The following is a 25855-nucleotide window of genomic DNA, read 5'->3' as shown; positions in this document are numbered from 1 at the left end:
TCACGGTTGGGCTACCGGAAGTTAACCAGTCTTTGCGGCTATTTCAGCAACTCCAACCGTCTGGTAGTCGTTTTATGAGGGTCTCTTTCCACAGAGCCAGCCGAGGGACATGGGCAAAAAGACCAAGATGGTCGAACGTACCTGGAAGCATCAATGGTGCGGCGTGAAAGGAGCTATCCCAGAAGAGGCTCCGCAGCGCCTGCTCGGCGCGATTAATGCGCTCGATCAGGGTCAACTCGTCGTTCTCGATCCACGAAATGGTGGCATGAGCGAATGCGGCTATCCCGGCGCGGGCCGCCAGATCCGCTTCGAGACCTGAGACGCCACGCGCTCTAAGCCTATTAGCCAACTCATCGGCAATAAAAGCCAATTTGGTGGGCTCGTGCTCTTGAAGCGCCGGCGTCTTTGAAATGACCTGCTGGCGCGGTGTTGAGAAGGCGCGGTTGCTTTCCAGCAGGCCGGCAACAGAGCGGAAGGCCCGGAAGAGCGTATCGATCGGTGACATTTCTGTTGGGGCTTCGGCGATTGAATTCGTCAGCGCCTCCAAAAGCACCACCTGCCCCTCGAACAGCACTTCGCGTTTTTCGGAGAAGTGGCGAAAGAACGNGCCGGCAACAGAGCGGAAGGCCCGGAAGAGCGTATCGATCGGTGACATTTCTGTTGGGGCTTCGGCGATTGAATTCGTCAGCGCCTCCAAAAGCACCACCTGCCCCTCGAACAGCACTTCGCGTTTTTCGGAGAAGTGGCGAAAGAACGTTCGTTCGGTAACACCCACCTCGGCCGCGATCTCGCTCGCGGTCACATTAACAGAGGCGTGTCTATTTGAGGGGTATGGAGACAGCGTTGGCGAAAAATCACACAGCGGCAACCGCGCGGCCCGAAGTCCCGCGCGGTTGCCGCTAGCGATGCTCAATATCATGCAGCCCGGATGGTGGTATCGAGACGTGTGGTCGACCGTTGGCCTTGCGGAGATGAACTGCCATCTCGTTGGACCGAGCGGCGATTGAGCTTGAAAAGATCGACCAGTCTGGTCAACGAGTCGGCACCCTCTTGCAAGGCTTTACTGATTTCCGTCGTCCTGTCGCTCATCGCCGCGTTTTCCTGCGTCATGCGATCGAGCTCGTTGACCGACTTGTTGATCTGCAGGAGCCCGGTTGATTGCTCCTGCGCTGCCGTCGCGATTGCGTCGACATTGGCATCGATTGCTTTGACCAGTTCCTGGATGTCTTTCAAAGCCTCTCCGGTTCGTCCGACAAGTCGAACGCCATCAAGCACCTTGTCGCTGGAGTTGTTGATCAAGGACTTGATCTCTTTTGCTGCCTTTGCGGATCGCTGAGCAAGTTCGCGAACCTCCTGAGCCACAACAGCAAAGCCTTTACCTGCCTCGCCAGCACGTGCCGCCTCTACACCGGCATTCAGCGCCAGCAAATTGGTCTGGAAGGCGATTTCGTCGATCACGCCGATAATCTGGTTGATCTCGGCCGATGCCGCTTCGATCTGCCGCATCGCATCGACCGTTTCTGCAACGACCTCGGTCGAGGTGGTCGTGGAGGCACGAGCGGTCTGCACAAGTTTGCGCGTCTGTTGCGTGTTTTCAGTCGACGATCGCACAGTGGCGGTAATTTGATCGAGTGCCGCAGAGGTTTCCTCCAACGCGGCCGCCTGCTGTTGCGATCGATTGGAGAGCTGAAGCGAAGCTTCACGCATGTCTTCGCTGCTGCGCGTCAAATCGCTCGTTTGGCCGAGAACGCTCACGAGTGTTTTCTGAAACTCTGCAATCGCCAGGTTATAATCACTACGAAGACGCTCGAATTCACCAACGAAAGGATGATCAAGAGTAATGCGGATGTTGCACTGTGAGAGCCTGTTCAACGCGGCGCCTAGTTCCTCGACCGCAAACATTCGGTCCGTCACATCAAGCGCGAATTTCACGACTTTAAAGACCCGGCCCTTATCATCAAAGATAGGGTTGTATGAGGCTTGTATATAAATGCGCTTATTGTTTTTGCCGATGCGTAGAAACTGATCGGTAAAAAACTGACCAGCCTTCAGCTTTTGCCAGAAGCCAGCATATTCTGCTGATTTCGCGTAGGCCGGTTCACAAAACATGGAATGATGCTTGCCGATGATCTCTTCTGCGGAATACCCAAGCACAGACAGGAAATTCTCGTTCGCGTTGAGGATCTGCCCCTCGGGCGTAAACTCAATGACAGCCTGGGCGCGCGAGAGAGCTAGCAATTTACCGTCATCTTCAGCGCTCTTTTGCTTGGCGGCTGTGATGTTGGTTGCGATCTTGATGACCTTGTAAGGCTTTCCGCGCCGCAGGACGGGATTGTAAGAGGCTTCGATCCAAATCTCCTGACCGCTTTTCGTCAGTCGTCTGAACTGACCCTGGTTGGGATGGCCCTCTCCAAGCTTTGCCCAGAACGTTTTGTACTCGCTGGATGACACATAATCCGCTTCGCAGAAAATTCGGTGATGTTTGCCGATGATTTCTTTTTCTTCATAGCCAACTGCTTGGCAGAAATTTTTATTTGCGCTCAGGATATTGCCGTGCAGATCGAACTCAATGATGGCTTGCGAACGGCCAATTGCCTCAAGGACTGCCTTGGAATCTGATCCGAATGCGGAAAAACGTGACATTTGATAATCCACTTTGTCAGGAAGTCGTCATGCAGTGGACTAAGCCCTGAGCGAAAACGCGCCCACGTCACTTTGGATCGAAAGAAAGTTGATTGGATCGGGTTCGGTCAAACGCTAAAAACGTGAAACTTGTCTAGGCTTTATCAAAAAATCTTAAAGCCTGCTTCTTCTGATGCGAGTTTAAAAGCAGCGACCATCCATTCCCTGGATGTCAATGATGAAACCAGCTCAGTATGCGCCGAACAATGCCCTATCTTGAAAACTTACTCCGAGTAAAGCCCACATTTTATTTATGGAATGGAGCAATTAAATTCCGATTAATAGGCCGTTTATCATGAGAGATTTCAACGTGACGGGTACATATTTTGTGGATCCACATGAAGCTTAACATGATCATCGCATCTTGCTGTGGAGCGGGCACCTAAGAAACACCAAATGTGGGAATTGCGCGTCAGCTCTGGAGAAACGTCTGCCGACCTTCAGCCTGGTCCTATGGATTTACCGAGGAGAGATGCACTTGAAGGACTTGCCGCGTTCGTTCGTGTAAACATCCAGGACAGGGTCATAAGAGAACGTGTAGCGGGCTGCACACCATTGAATGTGTTTGACTTCATTTGCCGACAGCATAGAGCCGTCTTGCGAGCCACCCTGTTGCTGGTCTCCTGAAAAGGCAGAGACAGCGCGCTGTTGCAGCCCATCCTGGCTCTCTTCAACAGGAGGCATCCGGAACGCGTAAACTGGCGCAAAAGAGCTTCCGAAAAAAATCCCGCTAAGGGCTATGAGGAGCACGTATTTGAAGCTTTCAGCCATTGTCTCACCTGACGGTCATTCGCTAAAACAACGACCGTTTCAGGCTTTAAGTTCCGTCCTGCGCTTTTTTCCCAGACGAGCGTCATGCGTCAAACAAGTCAGTTTGCGTTGAGAACAACCAAAAGAACTGCCGATGAGATCTGAGAACCCCGGCTACGAGCACATGTGATCACTGCGATCTTCAGAAAAGACAAACGTGCCGCGCTTGAAGCTTTCTTGAGGACAAACCTCTGCCGTCGGTTCTTTGTCTAGAACGAGATTGCTTACCTTCACTCAAACCGAAGTCTACGTTTGCCTACATTCGTCCATGGGACATAACCGTAGCGTTCACCGCTTGGACCGAACCATCAGGCTTTCCGAACATTGATCGGCGCGGATCCGACGGTTGGGACTGTCCGCTCTTCAGGAGACAAATCAATGCCACAGACCATGCATCTAACAGCATTTATGCGCCCTGTAAGTCTCCACACCGGCGCTTGGCGCTATCCCAGCGCCTATGCGGATGCCAACTTCAACTTCAATCACATCAAGTCTTTTATCCGCAAACTTGAGGCAGCAAAATTTGATGCCTTCTTCATGGCTGATCATCTTGCCGTCTTGAACATGCCGCTCGATGCTCTTGCGCGCAGCCACACGGTTACGTCCTTTGAACCCTTCACACTTCTGTCTGCACTTGCGTCTGTCACGGAAAAGATTGGGCTCGTGGCAACGGCCTCGACCACCTTCGAGGAACCCTATCATGTGGCGCGCCGCTTTGCCTCTCTCGACCACATTAGCGCCGGACGTGCGGGCTGGAACATCGTGACGACCTCCAATCCGGACTCGGCTCGCAATTTTGGTCTGGATGAGCATGTGGAGCACGGCGAACGCTATGCGAGGGCGCGCGAGTTCTATGATGCCGTTACGGGCCTCTGGGATAGTTTTGCCGATGATGCGTTCATCCGTAATCAGGAGAGCGGCATCTATTTCGATGTCAGCAAGATGCACGTTCTTGACCATAAGGGAAACGAGTTGAGCGTCCGCGGTCCCCTCAATATTGCGCGCCCCGTTCAGGGCTGGCCCGTCATTGTGCAAGCCGGTCAGTCTGAAGCCGGGCGGCAACTTGCGGCTGAGACTGCAGAACTGGTCTTTTGTTCACCGAGAGATATTGCGCTCGCTCGCGAACTTTATGCCGACATCAAAAGACGCATGGCGGATTTTGGCCGCGACCGCAATGATTTGAAGATCTTACCGGCCGCAATGGTTGTCATTGGTGAAAGTGTCGAGCAGGCTAGAGCCAAGCGTGCGAAACTTGACAGTCTCGTTCATTACGACAGCGCCATTGCCTCCCTTTCCATTGCGCTCGGTCACGACGCATCGACATTCGATCCTGATGGGCCTTTACCCGATATTCCGGATACCAACGCCAGCAAAACAGGAAGAGCCCAGGCCATCCGGCTGGCGCAGAGCGAAAACTTAACCGTTCGTCAGCTTGCGCAACGCTACGGAGGATATGCGGGACTTGCCTTTGTGGGAACGGCGCAAACAATCGCCGATGAGATGGAGGCCTGGATTGCAGAAAGCGCTTCTGATGGCTTCACGGTCGTGTTTCCCTATTTGCCGCAAGGTCTTGATGACGTTACGCAACAGCTCATCCCCGAACTGCAGAGGCGCGGTCTATTCCGTCTGGATTATGAGGGGACAACGCTCCGCGAACATCTTAGTCTGAAGCGGCCAAAGAACCGGTTTTTTCCATGAACTGGCTGTATTAAGTGCTTTTGAGCATGCACACGCAGGTGATTGTATCGCAGCAATCATGGCTTTTGGCGCAAAGTGTTTGGCGCGGGTTGTCGGTAAGCCGTGAAAGCCCATTCATCATCTTGGATGAGACCTCAACCAAAGGGAGACGATAGATGACCAAGGCAAGACGCATCTTACTCGCAAGCCGTCCGTTAGGGGAGCCTTCGGCGGCCAATTTCTCAATGGACGAGATCGATTTGCCAGAAGCAGCGGAAGGCGAGGTGACGGTTCGCGTTCGCTACCTGTCGCTCGATCCTTACATGCGCGGACGAATGAGCGATGCCAAATCCTATGCAGCGCCGGTACCTGTGGGAGGTATCATGGAAGGCGAGACGGTGTGCGAGGTGATGAAGTCCCGGCACAATGATTTCTCTCCCGGCGACATTGTAAAGGGACGTACCGGCTGGGTCTCCCATGCTGTCATAAAGGGAGATCTACTGCGCCTTGTTGATACCCATGGTGCGCCCGTATCCACGGCACTCGGCGTTCTTGGGATGCCAGGCTTCACCGCTTGGAGCGGCCTGAAATTCATAGGACATCCGAAATCGGGCGAAACCGTCGCCGTTGCGGCGGCGTCGGGGCCGGTTGGATCCATGGTCGGGCAGCTAGCGCGATTGCAGGGAGCAAGAGCCGTTGGGATTGCAGGCGGACCGGATAAATGCGCCTTCGTGAAGGACGAGCTCGGGTTCGACGCCGTCATCGATCATCGCTCCAAAGAACTTGCGCATGACCTTCAAAATGCCTGTCTAGATGGGATCGACGTCTATTTCGAGAATGTCGGCGGTCATGTCTGGGATGCCGTCTTGCCGCTCTTAAACCAATTCGGACGTGTCCCGGTTTGTGGACTAGTCGCGCACTACAACGGCGGCGGGCTTGGCGAGACAGACCGGCTTCCGGCAACCATGTCAGCGATCTTGCGACGCAGCCTTACTGTCCGCGGCTTCATTCAGACCGAATTTGCGCAGCACTTCGATGAATTTCTGCAAGACGTTGGTCCCCTGGTTGCTGATGGAAAGATCAAATATAAAGAGGATATCGTCGACGGTCTCGAACAGGCACCGGAAGCACTCATCGGCATGTTGGCCGGTAAGAACTTCGGCAAGCTTGTCGTTAAGGTCTCCTAAGGGCTAGGCTATGCTGGCATCGGCCTGCATCCTGGACCCCGCCTATGGTGATAGGTCTGCCGGTTAAAGCCACATCGTGATCCCGGCCGCCTTAGGTTCACCATCCAACGGAAGTGGCTCACGTTCGTTCGTTTGCAAGGGTCCTGTGCAGGGGGTGGGATTCCGTTCAGACCCTTTCAAAACGATGGCCACGTCTCCCAATAAGCATTTTTAATTTAAGCCGAGTCGAGTCATCGATTGCCTGTGTTCACGCCATCATAGCCGCTCAGGCAACATTAAGATCAGTCGGAGCATGCGGCTGTGGCCTCGCAACATTTCTTCGCAATTTCAGCATACTGGCACTTTTCCGGCGGGCCGATGCTACAACTCGCCGCGCTCACGCCAATATTGCTGGAACCAAACTAGTAATTTTTAAATCCGAACGTTCGGTTTTCTATTGTATTAATTTCCGAACGATCGTATTTTAATGGCGAATGGAGATAGGCATGGGCAGAACGCGGACGATTGATAGGGACGAGATACTGGATGCAGCAGTACGGATCGTAATGCGCGAAGGCGCAAGCGGCCTGTCGATCGACGCTGTTGCCAAGGAGGCCGGCGTCAGCAAGTCAACAGTCTTGTATGACCACAAGACCAAAAGCGCTCTTCTTGAGGCTTTGGTCGACCGTCAGGTGAAAAGCGACATGAAGCACATCGAAGGGTGTATTTCGGCCAGCCAAGACACGCCTCATCCAGAACTCTTTGGCCGTATTGCAGCTTGCGAGGCGCAAATCGAGGATGCCGACAGAGCCGTCGCAACAGCTATCACTGCTTCTGTTTCGAACGACGAAAACCTGCAAAAACTCATGCGGGACTGGACCAATAGGGATCTCGATGCCATGGCAGCCGGGCCTCGATACGAGGCTGCGAGAATGGCCTATTTTGCGCTCATGGGCTTTTATGCCACCGAGCTGTTCGGCTTCCAATCCTGGCCGCAGGGGGAGCGCAAGCAACTCTTAGACGACATTCGCTCGATCTATTTTTCATTCGAGAGAAGCTCGTAACAAGACCTTCTTTTTTCAATATCAGGGATATCATAATGCCGAGCAGCAAGCTTTTGCCGCGTTTGACAATATGTGCTGTGAGTGCAGCTTTATTGATGGCCGCTCACTCTCCTTCTTTCGGCCTGGAAGATCAGGGAGCGCTTCCTGCGCCTCCCGTTGGTGTGCTGGTGATGAAGGCGCATAACGTGCCCGTCGTAAACGAACTTCCTGGCCGTATCGCCGCGACACGCGTATCCGAGGTCAGAGCGCGCGTCTCCGGAATTCTTCAGGAGCGGGTTTTTGAGCAAGGCGCAGTCGTAAAGGCAGGCGATGTTCTTTACAGGATCGATCCGCAATTGTTTCGTGTCCGCGTCGCGAGTGCGGAGGCCACCCTCGAGCGCGCCAAGGCCGTGCAGGCAAACGCCCGCCAGCAACTGGAGCGGCAGCGCGCGCTGAGAGACCGAAACGTCGGAACGGGCGTTGAGCTCGATACAGCCGCCGTCAACGTCGCCCTGGCCGACGCGGACGTCGCCGCGGCACAAGCCGGGCTTGATGAGGCGAAGATCAATCTGAACTATACAGACGTCCGCGCGCCCATTTCCGGTATCATCGGTGGTGCACTCGTTACCGAAGGGGCCTTGGTAACAGCGGAAGGATCATCCAGCCTTGCGCTCATTCAGCAAGTGGATCCCGTCTATGCCGACTTTACCCAGTCCGCCCAAGCGTTGCTGGATTTGAAGAGAGCCGTGGCGGAGGGCAAGCTCGCAAGCTCATCCCCAGGACAAGCGAGCGTCAAGCTCGTTCTAGATAACGGATCCACCTACGCCCAGCCGGGAAAGCTTCTTTTTGCGAATGCGAGTGTCGATTCCAATACCGGGCAGGTGACGCTGCGTGCCGAATTTCCAAACCCAGGGGGAGATCTGCTCCCGGGGATGTATGTGCGGGTGCGCATAGAGCAGGCGGTAAGGCAAAACGCCTTTACCGTCCCCCAGCGCGCCATCACACGCGATGAGACCGGCAACGCCCTGGTTTATGTGCTTGATGCAGAAAACAAAGCTCAACCACGGCCGTTGAAACTTGGTCAATCTCTAGGCGCCGAATGGGTTGTCGAAGATGGATTGAAGGAGGGCGAAAGCGTTGTTGTTGATGGCGTACAGAAGGTTGAGCCGGGCAAAGCCGTCGCGCCGCAGCCTTGGCAACCTGCGAGCAACTTGAACGAAGCGGCTCACACGCAACCACCAGCGCAGGCAAAGGAGTAAAGCGATGGCTCTTTTGTTCATCAAGAGGCCCATTCTCGCATGGGTCTTCGCTCTCTTCATCTGCATTGCGGGCGTGCTGGCCATCCCCTTCCTGCCGATCGCTCAGTATCCCCAGGTTGCGCCGCCACAGCTTAGTATCTCGACCTCTTATCCCGGCGCATCTCCTCAGGAAATCTATCAGGGCGTGACCCGTCAGATCGAAGAGGAACTGAACGGGGTCGAAGGTTTGATGTACTTCGAATCGACCTCGGATAATTCAGGGTCTGTGAGCATCAACGCGACTTTTGCGGCCGGGACCAACATTAAACAGGCTTCGGTCGACGTGCAAAATGCCATTCGCCGCGTAGAGGCGCGCCTTCCTGCAGCAGTGCGCACACAGGGTGTCACGGTGGAAGAAGCAAGTTCCGGCTTCTTGATGATCGTTTCCCTGACGTCAAGCGATGGAAGCCGCGACGATGTTGCTCTTGGCGACTATATCAATCGCAATATCATCGGTGAGTTGCGGCGTCTCGACGGCGTCGGACGGGTGCAGCTATTTGCAGCGCAGCGCGCCTTGCGTGTGTGGATCGACCCCGAGAAGATGGTCGGTCTGAATATCACCGCCGACGATATCAATGCGGCCATCACTGCACAAAATGCACAGGTGGCTGCCGGGCAGATCGGTGCTCAGCCAAACCCTGTGACGCAAGACCTGACGGCAACCGTGCTTGTCCAAGGGCAACTTGCAACGCCTGAACAATTCGGGGACATCATCTTGAGGGCAAATCCGGATGGCTCAACCGTCCGGCTCAGGGACGTTGCGCGCATAGAACTTGGCGCTGAATCATACAATTTCACCAGTCGCTTGAATGGCAAACCTTCTGCGGCGCTTGCAGTACAGCTCTCTTCTAGCGGCAATGCCGTTGCCGTGTCTGGCGAAGTCAAAAACAAGATGGAAGAACTCAGCAAACTCTTCCCGAAGGGCATCGAATATTCCGTGCCCTACGACACGAGTCCGTTCGTGTCCGCCTCAATCGAAAAGGTCATTCACACGCTCATTGAGGCTGTCGTTCTCGTGTTTATCGTGATGTTCGTCTTCCTTCAGAACATCCGGTACACCCTTATCCCGACGATTGTTGTCCCAGTCGCGCTTCTCGGTACCTGCGCCGTCATGTACGCCACTGGCTTTTCCATCAACGTTCTGACCATGTTCGCGATGGTTCTGGCCATTGGCATTCTCGTGGACGACGCTATTGTCGTTGTCGAAAACGTCGAGCGGATCATGGCCGAAGAAGGCCTTTCGCCCAAGGCAGCAACTCGTAAGGCGATGGGGCAGATTACCGGCGCTATTCTTGGGATCACATTGGTTCTCGCCTGTGTCTTTATCCCGATGGCCTTCTTCCCGGGTTCAACTGGTATCATCTACCGTCAGTTTTCTCTGACAATGGTCGTCTCGATTTTGTTTTCGGCTTTCCTGGCGCTGTCGCTGACGCCGGCGTTGTGCGCCACATTCTTGAAGCCTATCAAACAGGGACATCATGAAAAGAAGGGTATCGGCGGCTGGTTCAACCGCAAATTTGATGGCTTGACATCAGTTTATTCGAGAACCGCTGGTATCGTTGCGCGACGCGCTGGTCGTATGATGGTCGTCTATCTCTCGTTGGTGATCGGTCTCGGCTATCTCTTCATGAGCTTGCCGACCTCTTTTGTTCCCGATGAAGATCAGGGCTATCTCATTGTCGATATTCAGGGTCCGCCGGAAGCAAGTGCGAACAGAACGGTTGCATCGATCAAGCAAATCGAGGCCATCTTCACAAAAGAGCCAGCCGTCGCCAACGTCGTTGCTCTTCAAGGCTTCAGCTTTTCCGGCAACGGGGCAAATGCGGGCCTTGCATTCGTCACGCTCAAAGACTGGTCAGAGCGCGGCAAGGGAAATTCGGTCCAGGAGATCGCCCAGCGTGTCAACATGCAGCTCTTCGGGTTGAAGGATGCCACGTCTTTTGCACTTTCTCCCCCGCCAATCGACGGGTTTGGAACGACAGGCGGCTTCTCTTTCCGTCTGCAGGACAGAGGTGGCAATGGTCAGGCAGCTCTCAGTCAGGCCGCGAGCGAACTGATGGCCAAGGCCACCAAGAGTAAAATCGTGACCGGCGTTCGTATCGAGGGCCTGCCAGATGCCGCTCAGGTTGTTTTCGTGATTGATCGTGAAAAGGCGAATACCTTCGGCGTAAATTTCGCCGACATCAACAATGCAATCACTGCCAATCTCGGATCGTCCTATATCAACGATTATCCCAACATGGGACGGATGCAACGGGTGATCGTTCAAGCGGAAGGTCGATCGCGCATGCAGATAGAGGACGTCCTCAAGATCAACGTGCGCAACGCAAGTGGCGGCATGGTTCCGTTCTCGGCTTTTGCCATCGCGCAGTGGCAGAAGGGGCCGCCCCAGATCGTCGGTTATAACGGCTATCCGACCGTGCGCATCTCGGGCGCGCCTCTTCCTGGCGTATCCTCTGGAGAGGCCATCGCCGAGATGGAGCGTTTTGCGTCCGAGCTACCGAATGGCTTCGGCTTTGAATGGTCAGGCCAATCGCTCGAAGAAATCGCGTCCGGCAGTACAGCTCCAGTTCTGTTCGGTCTTAGCATTCTCTTCGTCTTCTTGCTTCTGGCCGGTCTTTATGAAAGCTGGTCGATCCCGCTGTCGGTGATGCTCGTCGTCCCTCTCGGCGTCATCGGTTCGGTGGCCGCGGTCCTGTTTGCCGGTATGTCGAACGACCTTTACTTCAAGGTGGGCCTGATCGCCATCATCGGCTTGTCGGCGAAAAATGCAATTTTGATTATCGAGTTTGCTAAGGATGGCTATGCAGAAGGCAAGTCGCTGTTCGAGGCGGCGCTCGATGCAGCACGGCTTAGGTTCCGTCCCATTATCATGACCTCGCTTGCCTTCACGCTTGGCGTTGTGCCGTTGGCAATTGCGACGGGCCCGAGCGCTGCCAGCCAGAACGCAATTGGCACTGGCGTTCTCGGCGGCATGATTTCGGCGACCATCCTTTCTGTGTTTTTCGTGCCTGCCTTCTTTGTCTTCGTTCTTGGGGTCTTGCGAACCAAACGACCGGCTGAGGACGATGAGCAGGCAATTTTCGTCCCGCACTCAGCCTGATGTCAGAGGAAACCGGCCGCAAAACCGGCCGGCTTCTTCCTCCCAACCTTGAAGATGGACAGGACGCGCTGCCAGCGCCAATTGATCGAAATATGGCCAGCTTACGAGGATGATCAAAAATTAAACAAATTCCCACTTGACTTCGCCTCTGATCTGAGGATTCTGTAAAGCGCTTTACTAAAGCGTTTTACTAATTGCGGACAGAGGCCTTAAGGCCCGCCGAAAGGGAACTTGGAACGGGGTTTCGATGGCGCACAATCGTGCTACCAGCCTTAAAGATGTTGCTCAGGCCGCAGGTGTGTCGATCGCTACCGTATCGCGCCTTCTGAATGGTTCGCTTGAGCTTCCTGTTGACACAAAGGCGCGGATTTATGCGGCAATACGCGATCTCAATTATATCCCTAACCCGCATGCAAGGCGCCTCAGCCGCGGCCGTTCCGATACGATCGGTCTCGTTGTCCCGGACATCGCCAATCCGTTCTTTGGAACTTTGGTCGCCGCTGTTGAGGAAGAGGCTGACCGGCGTGGGCTTGCTCTATCGCTCTTCGCCACGCTGAACCGTCCCGGCCGCGAGCTTTCATACCTGCGCCTTCTTGCGCGCAATCATGTTGACGGTCTGGTGTTCGTGACGAACCATCCCGATACGGATCAATTGGCGGAGTTGATCAACACTACGGGAAAAGTGGTCGTGGTTGACGAAGACGTGCCAGGCGCTTCTGTGCCCAAGCTTTTTTGCGATAACGAGCAGGGTGGACGACTGGCGGGCGAGCATCTGGCAGATTTTGGTCATCGCAAAGCCCTTTATATCGGTGGTCCTGATGACATGATCAGTACGCAACGACGCTTCACCGGTTTTCAGAAAGCCCTCCATCAACGGTTTGGCAGCGAGTTTTCGCTTCTCCGCTATTGCGGCGATTACACTGTCGAGTTTGGCCGCACTGCAGCTCGCCGCTTCCTGGCCGAAGGACGGCCTGCAACCGCAATTTTTGCAAGTTCAGACGAGATTGCGATCGGTCTCGTGGAAGTGTTGCAGGCCGAAGGTATCCGCATGCCTGAGGATGTATCGATCATCGGCTTCGACGATGTCGGTCCGCTGCATTTGTTCGCGCCGCCTTTGACGGCCATCCACCAGCCGGTTCGCACGATTGGCCGGCGCGCACTGTCACTGCTTCTTGAAACAGATTGGGCATCAGAGCCGCCATATCCCTCTGAGGAGCTGGTGCCCGTAGAAATCGTAGTGCGGAGCTCCGTTGCGCCGCCTTCGACGACATAAAAGCAACGGACCCAACCAACAGAGGAACAAAGAACAATGATGAAACGCAGATATTTTTCAGCAGCTCTCGCTGCAACCGTCTTCAGCAGCGCGGCGCTTTGTGCCGGCATCGCTAGCGCAGCGGAAAAGACGATCGCTCTCGTGCAGATCAACCAGCAGGCGCTCTTTTTCAATCAGATGAATTCCGGGGCTGAGAAGGCTGCCAAGGAAGCCGGCGTAAAGCTTGTTATCTTCAATGCAAATAACGACCCGGCCGCCCAGAACAGCGCCATCGAAACTTACATTCAGCAAAAGGTCGATGGGATTGCGGTTGTTGCTATCGACGTCAACGGGATCATGCCGGCCGTCAAGCAGGCTGCCGCTGCCAATATTCCCGTCGTTGCAATTGACGCCATCCTGCCAGACGGCCCACAGAAGGCGCAGATTGGCGTGGACAATGCCAAGGCTGGTGCAGACATGGGCAAGTTCTTCTTGGATTACGTCAAATCCGATATGAAAGGCTCTGCCAAATACGGGGTTGTCGGCGCACTGAACTCCTTTATCCAGAACGTTCGCCAGAAGGGATTTGAAGACACCGTCAAGGATAAGTCCGGCATCACGACTGCTGGTGTCGTTGATGGTCAAAATGTGCAAGACACGGCTCTTTCTGCGGCTGAAAACCTCATTACCGGCAATCCCGACATGACAGCAATCTACGCAACCGGCGAGCCGGCTTTGCTTGGCGCTGTGGCTGCTGTTGAGAGCCAAGGCAAGCAAAAAGATATCAAGGTTTTTGGTTGGGATCTGACGAAACAGGCTATCGCCGGCATCGATGCCGGGTACGTTGCAGGCGTCATTCAGCAAGATCCGGCTGCCATGGGCGCAGCTGCCGTCAAGGCGCTCAAGACTGTGTCGGATGGTGGGACCGTCGAAAAGAAGATCGCTGTGCCGGTCACAATCGTGACCAAAGCCAATGTTGAACCTTATCGGGCGATTTTCAAATGATGTCAGGCGGACAGCATTCATCTGCTGGTGCCGGCGCCGGGGGAGAGACACTCTCCCGGCCAACATCCGGCGCAGCGCGTCAACCGCGCATTTCGCTGCGCGATATTCGCAAGACGTTCGGCTCCCATCAGGCCTTGCGGGGCGTGGATCTCGATATTTTTCCGGGCGAATGTCTCGGTCTCGTGGGCGATAATGCCGCCGGCAAGTCAACGTTGACGAAGGTAATCTCGGGCACCTATCTTCCCGATGATGGTACCATCACCATGGATGGCGAGACCGTTCGCTTTTCGGGACCGGCCGATGCGCGGCAACGCAATATCGAGATGGTATTCCAGGATCTCAGCCTCTGCGATCATATTGATGTGGTCGGAAACCTCTTCCTGGGGCGCGAGATCACAAAGGGGCCATTTCTCGATCGGCAAACCATGCTGCAGGAAGCGCGAAAGATGCTGGATTCGCTTGAGATCCGCATTCCTAGGCTAACTGCGAAGGTCGAAAAGCTTTCCGGTGGTCAGCGTCAAGCGATCGCGATTGCGCGAGCAGCGTCGTTCAATCCCAAGGTGCTGATCATGGATGAGCCGACATCCGCGCTCGCTGTTGCTGAAGTCGAAGCCGTTCTTTCGCTGATCAATCGGGTTAAAGCCAAAGGCGTTTCCGTGATCCTCATCACGCACCGCTTGCAGGATCTGTTCAGGGTCTGCGACCGGATCGCTGTCATGTACGAGGGCACCAAAGTGGCCGAAAGGCAAATCAACGATACAAGCCTTGAAGATCTTGTGAAACTTATCGTTGGAGGGCAACGTCATTGACCGTTTACACTGAACGCGCCAAAGGATCGCCCTTGGCCGATTTCATTGCCGAAAACGCCCAGGTTCTGTCGATTGCCGTCTTCTTTATCCTTTGCATGGTGTTCTTCTCAGTCACCACGACCACCTTTCTGACGGCGGGCAATCTGCTGAATGTCGTGCGGCAAGCAGCACCCATTCTCATTGTCTCGATCGCCATGACGCTGGTGATCATTACGGGCGGCATCGATCTTTCTGTTGGATCAATGGTGGCATTGATCAATGCTGTTGGAGCAATTGCCCTGGCGGCTGGCTATCCATGGCCGCTTGTTACTGTTGCCATGCTCGCGCTTGGAGGCGTCCTCGGTTTGTTGCAAGGCTGGTTCATCGCCTATCAGGGGATCCCCGCCTTCATCGTCACGCTGGCAGGCTTGTCGATCCTGCGCGGCGTAGCGCTATACATCACGCAGGGTTACTCTGTTCCGATCCCGGACGCGCCGGGCTTCTTCTTCCTCGGGCGCGGCGATTGGTTGGGCATGCCGGTGCCGGCGCTGATCGGCATTCTGATCACGCTCCTGGGCTACTTCGTGATTTCCTCGACACGATATGGAAGAAGGATTGTTGCTGTAGGATCCAATCTCGAGGCGGCTCGCCGCGTTGGTATGCCGGCAAAGTGGATACTTGCCTCTGTCTACCTTGTTGCGGGCGTGGCATCCGCCATTGCTGGCCTATTGATCGCGGCGCGCCTTGGTTCGGGTTCATCAAATGCTGCCGTTGGGTTCGAACTGCAGGTCGTCGCAGCGGTGGTTCTCGGAGGCACGTCGCTGATGGGCGGTCGTGGTACGATCTTGGGGACGGTCCTTGGCACGATGACGATCGCCGTGATCGGCAACGGCCTCATCCTCATGCATATTTCGCCCTTCTTCACGCAAATCGTCACCGGTGCCATCATCCTCGCCGCCATCTGGCTCAACACAAGGATCTTCACCGCCAATTTCCGATTTGGCGCGCGAAGGAAGGGGTGAGATCATGGCAGACGAACTTTCCGAAGGTCACGTCCGCTCCGGTAAGGTCATGACCGTTCGCGGTCCGGTGCCGGTGGACCGGCTGGGCACGACACTGATGCACGAACACATCCTCAACGATTGTCGTTGCTGGTGGCACGCGCCGAAGACGCCAGAGCGGCAGTATCTTGCGGATGGCTTTGTATGCATGGAAATTCTTGGCGAGCTCCGTCAGGACCCATTCGTCAACAAGCACAATATCGCACTCGACGATGAGCCGCTGGCAATCACTGAGTTAAGCGATTTTGCCAAAGCTGGTGGCCAGAGCGTCGTTGAACCGACCTGCCAGGGGATCGGCCGCGACCCGCTGGCCTTGCGCCGGATCTCAGAAGCCACCGGTCTCAACATCGTGATGGGGGCCGGGTACTACCTTGCTTCCTCCCATCCGGACAAGGTTGCTGCAATGAGCGTCGATCAGATCGCTGATGAGATCGTGCGAGAGGCGAAAGACGGGGTCGATGGCACCGGGGTCAGGATCGGCTTGATCGGCGAAATCGGCGTCTCTTCCGACTTCACGTCCGAAGAGGAAAAGTCTCTTCGCGGCGCGGCGCGTGCGCAAGTCAGGACGGGCTTGCCCTTGATGGTGCATCTGCCAGGATGGTTCCGCTTGGGCCACAAGGTTTTGGAAATTGTCGCAGAAGAGGGCGCTGAATTGCGTCACACGATCCTTTGCCACATGAACCCCTCGCATGAGGATCTCGGCTATCAGGGAGAGCTTGCAAGTCGCGGTGCCTTTATCGAGTATGACATGATTGGCATGGACTTCTTTTACGCCGATCAGCAGGTACAATGCCCAAGTGACGAAGAGGCTGCGCGGGCCATAGTCCGTCTGATCGAGATGGGGCATCTCGACAGAATTCTCCTTTCGCATGACGTCTTTCTCAAAATGATGCTCACCCGCTACGGGGGCAATGGCTATGCCTATATTCTGCGGCATTTCTTGCCGCGGTTGAAGCGCCATGGCCTTGATGACGTCTCCCTTTCAACCTTGATGCGGAACAATCCGCGATCTGTCTTCGAAGCGAAGACCTGAATAACGTTTGGAACTGGATTATTGATATGACTAAAAAGGTACTTCTCGTCGGCGAAAGCTGGGTAAGCTCGGCAACGCATTATAAGGGCTTTGATCAGTTCGGCAGCGTCACCTTCCATCTGGGCGCCGAACCTTTGGTCAATGCGCTGAAGGGCAGCGAATACGAGCTGACCTACATGCCGGCGCACGAAGCGGTCGAAAAACTGCCATTCGATATGGCCGGGCTCGATGCCTACGACGCGATCATCCTCTCCGACATCGGCGCAAATTCCTTGCTTTTGCCGCCGGCGGTCTGGCTGCACTCTAAGACCGTCCCGAACCGCCTGAAGCTTTTGAAGGCATGGGTCGAAAAAGGCGGAGGCCTTTTGATGGTAGGTGGCTATTTCTCGTTCCAGGGGATCGACGGAAAGGCACGTTGGCGGCGCACGGCGGTTGAAGATACGCTTCCGGTAACCTGCCTTCCCTGGGACGACCGTGTCGAAATACCAGAAGGATCGACGGCCGAAATTCTGATGCCGGACCATGCGACCGTTTCAGGTCTCTCGGGCACATGGCCGCTTCTGCTCGGTGTCAATGAAGTTGAGGTCCGTGATCGAGACGATGTTGAGGTAGTGGCTCGCTTGCCGGAGGAGCATGGTGGTCATCCACTTCTTGTGACGGGAGAGTTCGGAAAGGGCAGAACCGCGGCTTGGACGTCGGATATCGGCCCGCACTGGCTGTCGCCGGCCTTCTGCGAATGGGATGGCTATGGCAAGCTTTGGAAAAACATCCTGGGCTGGCTGACTGAAAAGCAGGGATAATCCCCGCTTTACTCCGAAAGGATGGCGGCGAGTTGCTGTTCACTCGGAAAGGCTGCCTGCGTACCTTTCCGGCTGACGGTCATCGCCGCAGCCTGAGCGGCGTGGCAAAGGGCCCTGGCATCCAGCGAAACTTCCCTTCGAGCCGCCGAGGCGAGGGCAACGGCCATGAAGCAGTCTCCGGCGCCGGTCGTATCAATGGCCTCCGCGGGGGCGGCAGGGACAAGGATCGCGTCTTGCAGCGTGACGAGCTGCGATCCTTCTTTGCCGAGGGTTAGAACAATATGGCGCGGGCCCTTGGACAAGAGTTGGTGCGCCCCCGCCTCATTGCCTGATCCAGCGATGGACAGCAGTTCGCCGCGATTGAGAAACACGATATTCACGAGTGGCCAGAGTTCCGAGAACCAGGGCCGTAAAGGAGAGGGATTGAAGGCTGTCAGAAGGCCCTTGTCGCGGGCGGTCTGAAGCGCTGCAAGGCTTGCTTCGCGCGAAAGGTTGCCTTGCAGCACAAGAAGGTCGCCTGCTTGCGCTGCGTGAAGGGCTTGTTCGGCGTCTGCCGGCCGAAGCGCCTCTGCGCAGCTCGTTGTCGTGATGATGGCGTTTTCGCCATCCGGGGTCGTCAGGATGATGGACAGATCGCTTGATTTTTCCTGGATCTCGACGAGGTCCTTTCTGAGAGGCTCACGAGAAAGACGATCACGGATAGATGACGCACGATTGTCGGTTCCGATCGCTGCCGTCAGCGTAGTAAAGAGGCCTGTACGAGCCATGACCATCGCTTGATTGCATCCTTTTCCGCCAAGATCGCGTGAGCTCTCATGGCCGAAAATGGAGGCGCCGGGCGCTGGCAAATTCGATACTGAATATGTCTCGTCGAGTGCGATATTGCCAATGACGTAGGCGCGCATGAATAACTTTCGAAAGGATACTGACGTGCAGACCATATCCGACAACGGGGCGAATGCCATCCGCGAAATCTTCGGCCGCGACAAAGCCTTGATCGGCATGATCCACTGCCCGCCTTTTCCAGGTGCACCGCGTTATCGCGGCGAAAGCCTCGATTCGATCTACGATCGTTGCATGCGCGATGCGCAGGCGCTTCTGTCAAACGGCATTCATGGTCTCATTATCGAAAACCATGGGGACATTCCTTTTTCCAAGCCTGAGGACATCGGCCCAGAAACCTCTGCATTCATGAGCGTGGTAACCGACCGAATTCGCCGTAACATCGATGCACCTCTCGGCATCAATGTTCTTGCGAATGCCCCGATCCCCGCCTTCGCCATCGCCATGGCAGGTGGAGCGAGCTTTATCCGAGTGAACCAATGGGCAAACGCCTATGTCGCAAACGAGGGTTTTATGGAAGGGCGCGCCGCCGAGGCCATGCGTTATCGCTCGCTGCTGCGTGCAGAGCACATCAAGGTCTTTGCCGATAGCCACGTCAAACATGGCGCGCATGCGATCACGGCTGATCGAACGATCGAGGAATTGACGCGCGATCTTGCCTTCTTCGACGCGGACGGCGTTATTGCGACGGGTCAGCGAACCGGCAACAGTGCGACGATCGAGGAAATCGAGGAGATCGGCAAGGCAACCCATTTGCCGTTGCTCGTCGGTTCTGGCGTTAACGAAGCGAATATCTTCGAGATCTTAAAACGGACGAACGGCGTGATCGTCGCATCCTCTCTTAAAGAGGGCGGTGTCTGGTGGAACCCTGTCGATCCGAACCGGGTCCGTTCCTTTGTCGCCGCAGCACAGCCGGGTTTGTAATTGAAGGGGTTTGCCGCGCTCGGATCTGCCGAGCGGAGCGCTTTGTTTGGGTAGAGTGCCCCCAATTGCTTAAACCCATACCGGGGACAGGAGAACGTCGTGCCAAGCCAGGTATCTATTAATGGATCTCGTCTTCTCGGTCGGCTCGACGCCTTTGCTGCCATCGGCGCGACCGAGAAAGGTGGGGTTAACCGGCAAGCGCTCACGCTTCTTGACCGACAGGCAAGACAGACGCTGACGCAACTCGCCATGCAACGTGGATTTAAGGTTTTTCAGGATCCTGCGGCCAATCTTTTTATTCGCAGGGAGGGCCGCAAAGCCGATTTGCCCCCGGTTTTGGTCGGCAGTCACCTCGATAGCCAGCCTTCGGGTGGCCGCTTCGATGGCGCGCTCGGTACGCTCTGCGCCTTCGAAGTGCTGGAGACCCTGGAAGATCACGCCATCAAGACAGAACGCGCGGTCGAGGTCGTCGCCTTCATGAATGAGGAAGGCTGCCGTTTCGCGCCCGGCTGCATGGGCTCGATGGCATTTGCCGCAGGCGAAATACCGGCTGATTGGGCGAGTCTGACCGCTACCGATGGCGCGGCATTTCAAGAAGAGCTTCATGCGACCCTTGCAAGTTTGCCTGAAGCGGAGATGCGCTCGCTCGGTTTTCCGATGCATGCCTATCTCGAACTCCACATCGAGCAGGGGCCGTCTTTAGAGAAAGAAAACATCCCCATCGGCGTGGTGACCGGAATTCAGGGAACGCGCTGGCTGGATGTCTCCGTGAAAGGGCAGACGGCTCATGCCGGCACGACTGCACTTGAATATCGACGCGATCCGATGCGCGTCGTCGCGCAGATACTTGCTGAACTCTATGGCACCGTCATGCCGTCCGATCCAAGCGTGCGTTTCACAGTCGGCCGCATGTCGCTTGTACCCGGCGCGATCAATGCCATACCCGAAACTGTGCATCTTACGATCGATCTGCGTCATCCCGCTAGAGATGCCATCGACCGCTACGACGCGACAATCCGGGATGCTTTTTCACAAGGTGCGGCTCGGTACGGATGCATCTCAGAGATCAAGCAGATCTTCGATATGCCTGCTGCCAATTTCCGCTCCGACATCGTCAAGACGGTAGAAGCAGCGGCGATAAAAGCAGGTCTTGCCTCGAAGAGAATGCTTTCGGGTGCCTTTCACGACGCATTGTTTGTTAATCGTATCGCGCCAGCCGGAATGATTTTTGTCCCCTGTCGCGACGGGCTCAGCCACAACGAGGCTGAACATGTTGAGCCAAAGGACAGCGTTCAAGGATGCTATGCGTTGCTCCTGGCGACCATCGAACTGGCCAGCTAGAACAGTTACTTGGCGTTGTTTGATCCATGACTGCTTGGTTGCCGCCACGGTGAGCTTGGACAGGGCCCACTGCGGCTGATACGCCCATCGGTGATGATTATTCCGATGCATGTCACAAGAAGGTGATGTCGTTTCGATTTTCCCGCGGAACCAAACAACCTGGTTTTCATTTCTGCGCTTAAGGTTTGAAGTCGAATGCGGCAGTCTTCTCGGCCAAAATGTTCGTAGCGCGTGAACTGCCTGCTGTGCGGGCACGGTGCCTGTTGAGATCGTAGCTTCATTCGTACGAGGACCGCTTGCCGTCCTTGGCGAGGCCTATCTTCGAATTCCCATGAAAACTGGACATGCTATCGCCGTCATAACAGGAGCAGACATGCCGGATCAAAATTACCTCGAACTCTCCCGTCGGAGTCTTCTCATCTCGTCAGCGGCGACTGTAGCGGTCACGGGAGCTGCGGCACGCGGTGCGCTGGCTCAGTCTGCGGTCGGTATGAACGAGCTCTCAACCAGCATTACGCTTTCAGTGAACGGCGTGCAGCGGGAAATCGAGATCGACAATAGAACGACCCTCCTCGACACACTGCGGGAACATCTTCATCTGACTGGAACGAAGAAAGGCTGCGACCACGGGCAGTGCGGCGCTTGCACGGTGATGGTGAATGGCGAAAGGATCAATTCATGCCTGACACTCGCGGTCATGCATCAGGGTGACAAGATCACTACAATCGAGGGATTGGGCCAGCCCGGCAAGCTTCATCCGATGCAGGCAGCCTTCATCAAGCATGATGGCTTTCAATGTGGCTACTGTACGCCGGGACAGATCTGTTCCTCCGTTGCCGTCCTGGAGGAAATCAAGGCAAACATCCCAAGCCATGTCACAGAAGACCTGACGCAACCTGCAAAACTGACCCCTGCAGAAGTCCGCGAACGCATGAGCGGAAATATCTGTCGATGCGGCGCCTATTCCAACATTGTGGATGCAATTTCTGAGGTCGGAGGGATAAAGGCATGAAACCCTTCTCCTATGAGAAAGCATCGTCGGTTGAAGGCGCGGTCAAGGCGGCAGCCGCCACGTCGAATTCGAAATTCATCGCAGGCGGCACCAATCTTCTCGATTTGATGAAGCTCGAGATCGAGAGGCCGGGGCATCTCATAGATGTGAATGGCCTCGGTCTCGACACGATCGATCAAACCAAGGAGGGCGGCTTAAGGATCGGTGCTCTCGTGCGCAACACGGCACTTGCTTCCAATGACACGGTGCGGCGCAATTACGTGCTCTTGTCGCGGGCTCTCCTTGCAGGCGCATCAGGACAGCTTCGCAACAAGGCAACCACAGCCGGTAACCTCCTGCAGCGGACACGCTGTCCTTACTTTTATGATCCGAACCAACCCTGCAATAAGCGCGAACCTGGAAGCGGATGTTCGGCAATTGGCGGTTATACCCGCCAGCTCGCGGTCGTGGGAGCAAGCGAAGCTTGTATTGCGACGCATCCCAGTGACATGGCGATTGCCATGCGGGCGCTCGATGCGACTATAGAGACGGTCAAGCCAGACGGGACCAAACGAGCAATTCCGATCGCCGAGTTTTATAAGCTACCAGGCGACACACCGCACATCGAGACTGTCCTGCAACCGGGAGAGCTTATCACCTCGGTCGTGCTTCCTCCTCCCCTCGGTGGAAAACAGATCTACAAAAAAGTCAGGGATCGCGCCTCTTACGCCTTCGCTCTGATCTCAGTGGGCGCTGTTATACAGGCTGACGGGATAGGCCGGGTCGCCGTGGGAGGCGTTGCACCCAAACCTTGGCGCCTTGAAGAAGCGGACGCAGAACTGAAGAACGGGGCGAAAGCTGCGTCGGCTGTGCTGCTTGCCGATGCCCGCCCGACCGATGAAAACCGCTTCAAGGTCGATCTTGTTGAGCGCACGCTAGGCGCTGTTATTACAGAGGCGAGGGGTTAGCCATGCAGTTCGACAAGCCAGCAACAACCAACCCCATCGATCAATTGAAAGTCGTCGGCAAGCCAATTCACAGAATAGACGGTGAGCTGAAAACAACCGGTCAGGCAAAGTATGCCTACGAATGGCATGATGAAAAAGTGCCTTATCTCTATGGATACCCGGTTGTCTCGGCCATTGCCAAGGGGCGTGTCCGGTCGATAGATACCGCAGCGGCCAAGAAGGCTGAGGGTGTGATTGCCGTTGTGACGACCTTGGACGTCGGCGATCTTAAAAAAGGGAAATACAATACCGCCAAGCTGTTCGGTGGCGCTGACATCCAGCACTATCATCAAGCACTCGCCGTCGTTGTTGCAAAAACTTTCGAGCAGGCGCGCGCTGCTGCGGGACTGGTCAAGGTGGACTACCACGAGCAACCCGGCTCGTTCGATTTGCATGGAGCGATGACTTCGGCAAAGAAGCCCGGGAAGTCTGATAAATCAGACACATCTGTCGGAGATTTCGAAGCGGCGTTTAACGCTGCCCCTGTCAAAATTAGCCAGACCTATACGACGCCGGATCAATCTCACTCGATGATGGAGCCGCATGCTTCAATTGCAGTTTGGGATGGCGACGAGGTAACCGTTTGGACCTCCAGCCAGATGATCAACTGGTGGCGGACGGATTTAGCGACGACGATTGGGATCGAGAAAGAAAAGGTCCACCTGATGTCGCCCTTCATCGGAGGCGGTTTTGGCGGAAAGCTGTTTCTGCGCGCCGATACTGTTCTTGCCGTGTTCGGAGCGCGGGCCGCCAATGGGCCTGTAAAAGTCGCGCTGCCCCGTCCGGTGGTACCCAACAACACGACCCACCGTCCCGCCACCATCCAGAAGATCCGGATAGGCGTCGATCGGACCGGTAAAATCACAGCGATTGCGCATGAAAGTTGGTCGGGCGATCTTCCGGACGGGAAACCCGAAACGGCCGTCAACCAGACCCGGTTGCTCTATGCCGGGGCAAACAGGATGACGGCGATGCGTCTTGCAACGCTCGACTTGCCGGAAGGCAACTCGATGCGAGCCCCGGGAGAGGCGCCAGGCTTGATGGCATTGGAGATAGCCATCGATGAAATTGCCGAAAAGGTGGGAATAGATCCAGTTAAGTTCCGCATTCTCAATGACACGCAGGTGGATCCGGAACAGCCTGACCGACCCTTTTCGCAGAGAAATCTCGCCGGTTGCCTGACGCTTGGGGCCGAGCGGTTTGGTTGGAACGAGAGACCAAAGACGGCATCTCGTCGCGACGGCAATTGGCTGATAGGCATGGGGGTTGCGGCAGCTTTTCGCAACAACTTGGTTCTGCCATCTGGCGCCCGCGTCAAGCTTGATCGCGACGGCGTCGTGACGGTCGAAACCGATATGACTGACATTGGCACTGGCAGCTATACGATCATCGCGCAAACCGCTGCAGAAATGCTTGGCGTTGGAATGGATAAAATAGCCGTTCAACTCGGCGATTCCCGCTTTCCGGTTTCGTCAGGATCTGGCGGGCAGTTTGGTGCGAACTCGTCTACCTCTGGCGTTTATGCAGCGTGCGTCAAACTGCGTGAAGCGATCGCAAGCAAGCTTGGCTTTAATTCCAACGACGTTGTTTTTGAAGACGGACAGGTACGATCTGGAAACCGCTCGGTTCCTTTGTCCGAGGCCGCCGGAACAGATGGTCTTACCGGCGAGGATACCATCGAATGGGGGAACCTGACCAAGACGCATCAACTGTCAACGTTTGGTGCGCACTTTGTTGAAGTCGGAGTGGACGTCGCGACGGGTGAAACGAGAATTCGCCGAATGCTTGCCGTTTGTGCCGCGGGTCGGATCCTTAATCCGATCACTGCGCGAAGCCAGGTCATCGGTGCAATGACGATGGGCGCTGGCGGCGCTTTGTCGGAAGAACTGGCAGTCGACACCCGCAAGGGATATTTCGTCAATCACGATCTAGCCGGCTACGAAGTGCCGGTTCATGCCGATATCCCCCATCAGGACGTTATCTTCATGGATGAAGCGGATCCCATGTCATCGCCGATGAAGGCGAAGGGCGTCGGTGAACTTGGCTTGTGCGGCGTCTCTGCAGCCATTGCCAATGCCGTTTATAATGCCACCGGCATTCGCGTGCGAGACTACCCGGTCACCCTCGACAAGCTTATCGGTCGTCTTCCCGATGTCGTTTAGCAAAACAAGATGCTCTTCCTAAGGGAGAGCATCGTCGAATTCTGCTCCAACGAAAAGCATCGCCATTTCTGCGACACCCGTCTCTCGATAGGATAGGTCGGCAAAATGAGTCTCGGAGGAAGCAAGAATGACGAAAAAACTCGAAAACAAGATTGCTGTGGTCACCGGTTCTGCCTCCGGCATAGGTTTAGCGAGTGCCGAAGCGATGATCGCCGAGGGTGCGCGCGTCGTGATGGTAGATCGCGATCGTAGTGCGCTGGAGCGATTGCGATCTCAGCATGGAGATGCGATCCTGCCTCTCGTCATCGATCTCCTTGACCCGGCAGACTGTGCTTCCTTAGTGCCGAAAGCCTTAGATCTGGCTGGCAGGATCGATATTTTCCATTCGAACGCCGGGACCTATGTCGGCGGCGAACTTGTGGACAATGACACTGCCAGCATCGATCGCATGCTGAACCTCAACGTCAACGTTGTAATGAAGAACGTTCATGACGTGCTTCCGCATATGATCGAGAATGGCAGCGGCGACATCATCGTCACAAGCTCACTTGCCGGACATTATCCAACGCCCTGGGAGCCGGTCTATGCGTCTTCGAAATGGGCAATCAATTGTTTCGTTCAGACCACCCGGCGACAAGTGTTCAAGCATGGGGTCCGCGTCGGCGCGATTTCTCCAGGGCCCGTCAGCACGGCTCTCTTGTCCGACTGGCCGCAGGAAAAGCTTCAGGAGGCGAAGGCGTCGGGCAGTCTGCTCGATCCATCGGAAGTCGCCGAAGTGATCATCTTCATGCTGACGCGCAAGCGGGGCATGACCATTCGTGACGTTGTCATGATGCCTACCAACTTCGATCTTTAAAACGTGACGCGCA

The 25855-nt window shown here is 55.6% G+C and carries 21 protein-coding genes; 17 read left to right on the top strand and 4 right to left on the bottom strand.

Going from position 1 to position 25855, the window contains the following annotated elements; all coding sequences use genetic code 11:
* Window positions 1-43: 43 nt before the first annotated feature.
* The 3 genes from VQ830_RS13000 to VQ830_RS12990 form a co-directional block, all read right to left on the bottom strand.
* Entirely contained in the window at window positions 44-919 is an 876-nt protein-coding gene (locus VQ830_RS13000; RefSeq protein WP_438617838.1) for a TetR/AcrR family transcriptional regulator, read from the bottom strand.
* A complete protein-coding gene (locus VQ830_RS12995; protein ID WP_337268540.1) occupies window positions 916-2643 on the bottom strand; it encodes a methyl-accepting chemotaxis protein in 1728 nt (575 codons plus the stop codon). Before VQ830_RS12995 ends, VQ830_RS13000 begins: the two co-directional genes overlap by 4 nt.
* A gap of 498 nt (window positions 2644-3141) precedes the next feature.
* Window positions 3142-3453, bottom strand: coding sequence for a hypothetical protein (locus tag VQ830_RS12990; protein WP_337268539.1), 312 nt, complete (start codon window positions 3451-3453; stop codon window positions 3142-3144).
* A 417-nt stretch (window positions 3454-3870) separates the two neighbouring features.
* Between VQ830_RS12990 and VQ830_RS12985 the strand changes: the two genes are divergently transcribed.
* The 11 genes from VQ830_RS12985 (at window position 3871) to VQ830_RS12935 (ending at window position 17718) form a co-directional block, all read left to right on the top strand.
* Window positions 3871-5190: an LLM class flavin-dependent oxidoreductase gene (locus tag VQ830_RS12985; RefSeq protein WP_337268538.1), complete on the top strand. Its 1320-nt coding sequence runs from the start codon at window positions 3871-3873 to the stop codon at window positions 5188-5190.
* Window positions 5191-5345: 155 nt separating this feature from the next.
* On the top strand, window positions 5346-6356 hold the full coding sequence (gene curA / locus VQ830_RS12980; protein WP_337268537.1) for an NADPH-dependent curcumin/dihydrocurcumin reductase: 1011 nt from the start codon (window positions 5346-5348) through the stop codon (window positions 6354-6356).
* A gap of 485 nt (window positions 6357-6841) precedes the next feature.
* Window positions 6842-7399, top strand: coding sequence for a TetR/AcrR family transcriptional regulator (locus tag VQ830_RS12975; protein WP_337268536.1), 558 nt, complete (start codon window positions 6842-6844; stop codon window positions 7397-7399).
* A 35-nt stretch (window positions 7400-7434) separates the two neighbouring features.
* On the top strand, window positions 7435-8637 hold the full coding sequence (locus VQ830_RS12970) for an efflux RND transporter periplasmic adaptor subunit (RefSeq protein ID WP_337268535.1): 1203 nt from the start codon (window positions 7435-7437) through the stop codon (window positions 8635-8637).
* 4 nt (window positions 8638-8641) lie between these two features.
* Window positions 8642-11779 carry a multidrug efflux RND transporter permease subunit gene (locus VQ830_RS12965; RefSeq protein WP_337268534.1) on the top strand — a complete coding sequence of 1046 codons (3138 nt, stop codon included), beginning with the start codon at window positions 8642-8644 and terminating at the stop codon, window positions 11777-11779.
* 247 nt (window positions 11780-12026) lie between these two features.
* On the top strand, window positions 12027-13052 hold the full coding sequence (locus tag VQ830_RS12960; protein ID WP_337268533.1) for a LacI family DNA-binding transcriptional regulator: 1026 nt from the start codon (window positions 12027-12029) through the stop codon (window positions 13050-13052).
* Window positions 13053-13088: 36 nt separating this feature from the next.
* Window positions 13089-14036 (top strand): ABC transporter substrate-binding protein, encoded by a 948-nt coding sequence (locus tag VQ830_RS12955; protein WP_337268532.1) that lies wholly within the window; start codon window positions 13089-13091, stop codon window positions 14034-14036.
* Window positions 14033-14845, top strand: a complete 813-nt coding sequence (locus VQ830_RS12950) for an ATP-binding cassette domain-containing protein (protein ID WP_337268531.1) — start codon at window positions 14033-14035, stop codon at window positions 14843-14845. Before VQ830_RS12955 ends, VQ830_RS12950 begins: the two co-directional genes overlap by 4 nt.
* Entirely contained in the window at window positions 14842-15846 is a 1005-nt protein-coding gene (locus VQ830_RS12945) for an ABC transporter permease (RefSeq protein WP_337268530.1), read from the top strand. Before VQ830_RS12950 ends, VQ830_RS12945 begins: the two co-directional genes overlap by 4 nt.
* A gap of 4 nt (window positions 15847-15850) precedes the next feature.
* A complete protein-coding gene (locus tag VQ830_RS12940) occupies window positions 15851-16918 on the top strand; it encodes a phosphotriesterase family protein (RefSeq protein WP_337268529.1) in 1068 nt (355 codons plus the stop codon).
* A gap of 26 nt (window positions 16919-16944) precedes the next feature.
* A complete protein-coding gene (locus VQ830_RS12935; protein ID WP_337268528.1) occupies window positions 16945-17718 on the top strand; it encodes a glutamine amidotransferase in 774 nt (257 codons plus the stop codon).
* Window positions 17719-17726: 8 nt separating this feature from the next.
* Here the strand turns inward: VQ830_RS12935 and VQ830_RS12930 are convergent, their stop codons facing one another.
* Window positions 17727-18623, bottom strand: coding sequence for a ribokinase (locus VQ830_RS12930; protein ID WP_337268527.1), 897 nt, complete (start codon window positions 18621-18623; stop codon window positions 17727-17729).
* Window positions 18624-18648: 25 nt separating this feature from the next.
* On the opposite strand from VQ830_RS12930, the gene VQ830_RS12925 reads away from it, so the two are divergent.
* From VQ830_RS12925 to VQ830_RS12900, 6 genes are all read left to right on the top strand, one after another.
* The gene (locus tag VQ830_RS12925; protein ID WP_337268526.1) at window positions 18649-19485 is read left to right on the top strand and encodes a BtpA/SgcQ family protein; all 837 of its coding nucleotides are present in this window, start codon (window positions 18649-18651) and stop codon (window positions 19483-19485) included.
* A gap of 99 nt (window positions 19486-19584) precedes the next feature.
* Window positions 19585-20826, top strand: a complete 1242-nt coding sequence (locus VQ830_RS12920) for a Zn-dependent hydrolase (RefSeq protein WP_337268525.1) — start codon at window positions 19585-19587, stop codon at window positions 20824-20826.
* Between the two features lie 373 nt (window positions 20827-21199).
* Window positions 21200-21838, top strand: a complete 639-nt coding sequence (paoA, locus tag VQ830_RS12915) for an aldehyde dehydrogenase iron-sulfur subunit PaoA (RefSeq protein WP_337268524.1) — start codon at window positions 21200-21202, stop codon at window positions 21836-21838.
* A complete protein-coding gene (locus VQ830_RS12910; RefSeq protein ID WP_337268523.1) occupies window positions 21835-22785 on the top strand; it encodes an FAD binding domain-containing protein in 951 nt (316 codons plus the stop codon). Before paoA ends, VQ830_RS12910 begins: the two co-directional genes overlap by 4 nt.
* Window positions 22786-22787: 2 nt before the next feature.
* Window positions 22788-24986 carry an aldehyde oxidoreductase molybdenum-binding subunit PaoC gene (paoC, locus tag VQ830_RS12905; RefSeq protein WP_337268522.1) on the top strand — a complete coding sequence of 733 codons (2199 nt, stop codon included), beginning with the start codon at window positions 22788-22790 and terminating at the stop codon, window positions 24984-24986.
* Between the two features lie 127 nt (window positions 24987-25113).
* Window positions 25114-25842: an SDR family oxidoreductase gene (locus tag VQ830_RS12900; RefSeq protein ID WP_337268521.1), complete on the top strand. Its 729-nt coding sequence runs from the start codon at window positions 25114-25116 to the stop codon at window positions 25840-25842.
* Window positions 25843-25855: the final 13 nt, after the last annotated feature.

It is taken from the genome of Oryzifoliimicrobium ureilyticum (assembly GCF_037199735.1).
GTDB classification, from domain to species: Bacteria; Pseudomonadota; Alphaproteobacteria; order Rhizobiales; family Rhizobiaceae; genus Rhizobium; species Rhizobium ureilyticus.
Note: the sequence above shows the minus strand (reverse complement) of the source record. Positions and strands in the feature narration are given on the sequence as shown.

What these genes read in the sequence shown, in the direction of transcription:
- VQ830_RS12995 (WP_337268540.1), bottom strand. Translation starts at nt 2,643, where the DNA reads ATGTCACGTTTTTCCGCATTCGGATCAGATTCCAAGGCAGTCCTTGAG.
- VQ830_RS12990 (WP_337268539.1), bottom strand. Translation starts at nt 3,453, where the DNA reads ATGGCTGAAAGCTTCAAATACGTGCTCCTCATAGCCCTTAGCGGGATT.
- VQ830_RS12985 (WP_337268538.1), top strand. Translation starts at nt 3,871, where the DNA reads ATGCCACAGACCATGCATCTAACAGCATTTATGCGCCCTGTAAGTCTC.
- curA (WP_337268537.1), top strand. Translation starts at nt 5,346, where the DNA reads ATGACCAAGGCAAGACGCATCTTACTCGCAAGCCGTCCGTTAGGGGAG.
- VQ830_RS12975 (WP_337268536.1), top strand. Translation starts at nt 6,842, where the DNA reads ATGGGCAGAACGCGGACGATTGATAGGGACGAGATACTGGATGCAGCA.
- VQ830_RS12970 (WP_337268535.1), top strand. Translation starts at nt 7,435, where the DNA reads ATGCCGAGCAGCAAGCTTTTGCCGCGTTTGACAATATGTGCTGTGAGT.
- VQ830_RS12965 (WP_337268534.1), top strand. Translation starts at nt 8,642, where the DNA reads ATGGCTCTTTTGTTCATCAAGAGGCCCATTCTCGCATGGGTCTTCGCT.
- VQ830_RS12960 (WP_337268533.1), top strand. Translation starts at nt 12,027, where the DNA reads ATGGCGCACAATCGTGCTACCAGCCTTAAAGATGTTGCTCAGGCCGCA.
- VQ830_RS12955 (WP_337268532.1), top strand. Translation starts at nt 13,089, where the DNA reads ATGATGAAACGCAGATATTTTTCAGCAGCTCTCGCTGCAACCGTCTTC.
- VQ830_RS12950 (WP_337268531.1), top strand. Translation starts at nt 14,033, where the DNA reads ATGATGTCAGGCGGACAGCATTCATCTGCTGGTGCCGGCGCCGGGGGA.
- VQ830_RS12940 (WP_337268529.1), top strand. Translation starts at nt 15,851, where the DNA reads ATGGCAGACGAACTTTCCGAAGGTCACGTCCGCTCCGGTAAGGTCATG.
- VQ830_RS12935 (WP_337268528.1), top strand. Translation starts at nt 16,945, where the DNA reads ATGACTAAAAAGGTACTTCTCGTCGGCGAAAGCTGGGTAAGCTCGGCA.
- VQ830_RS12930 (WP_337268527.1), bottom strand. Translation starts at nt 18,623, where the DNA reads ATGCGCGCCTACGTCATTGGCAATATCGCACTCGACGAGACATATTCA.
- paoA (WP_337268524.1), top strand. Translation starts at nt 21,200, where the DNA reads ATGCCGGATCAAAATTACCTCGAACTCTCCCGTCGGAGTCTTCTCATC.
- VQ830_RS12910 (WP_337268523.1), top strand. Translation starts at nt 21,835, where the DNA reads ATGAAACCCTTCTCCTATGAGAAAGCATCGTCGGTTGAAGGCGCGGTC.
- paoC (WP_337268522.1), top strand. Translation starts at nt 22,788, where the DNA reads ATGCAGTTCGACAAGCCAGCAACAACCAACCCCATCGATCAATTGAAA.
- VQ830_RS12900 (WP_337268521.1), top strand. Translation starts at nt 25,114, where the DNA reads ATGACGAAAAAACTCGAAAACAAGATTGCTGTGGTCACCGGTTCTGCC.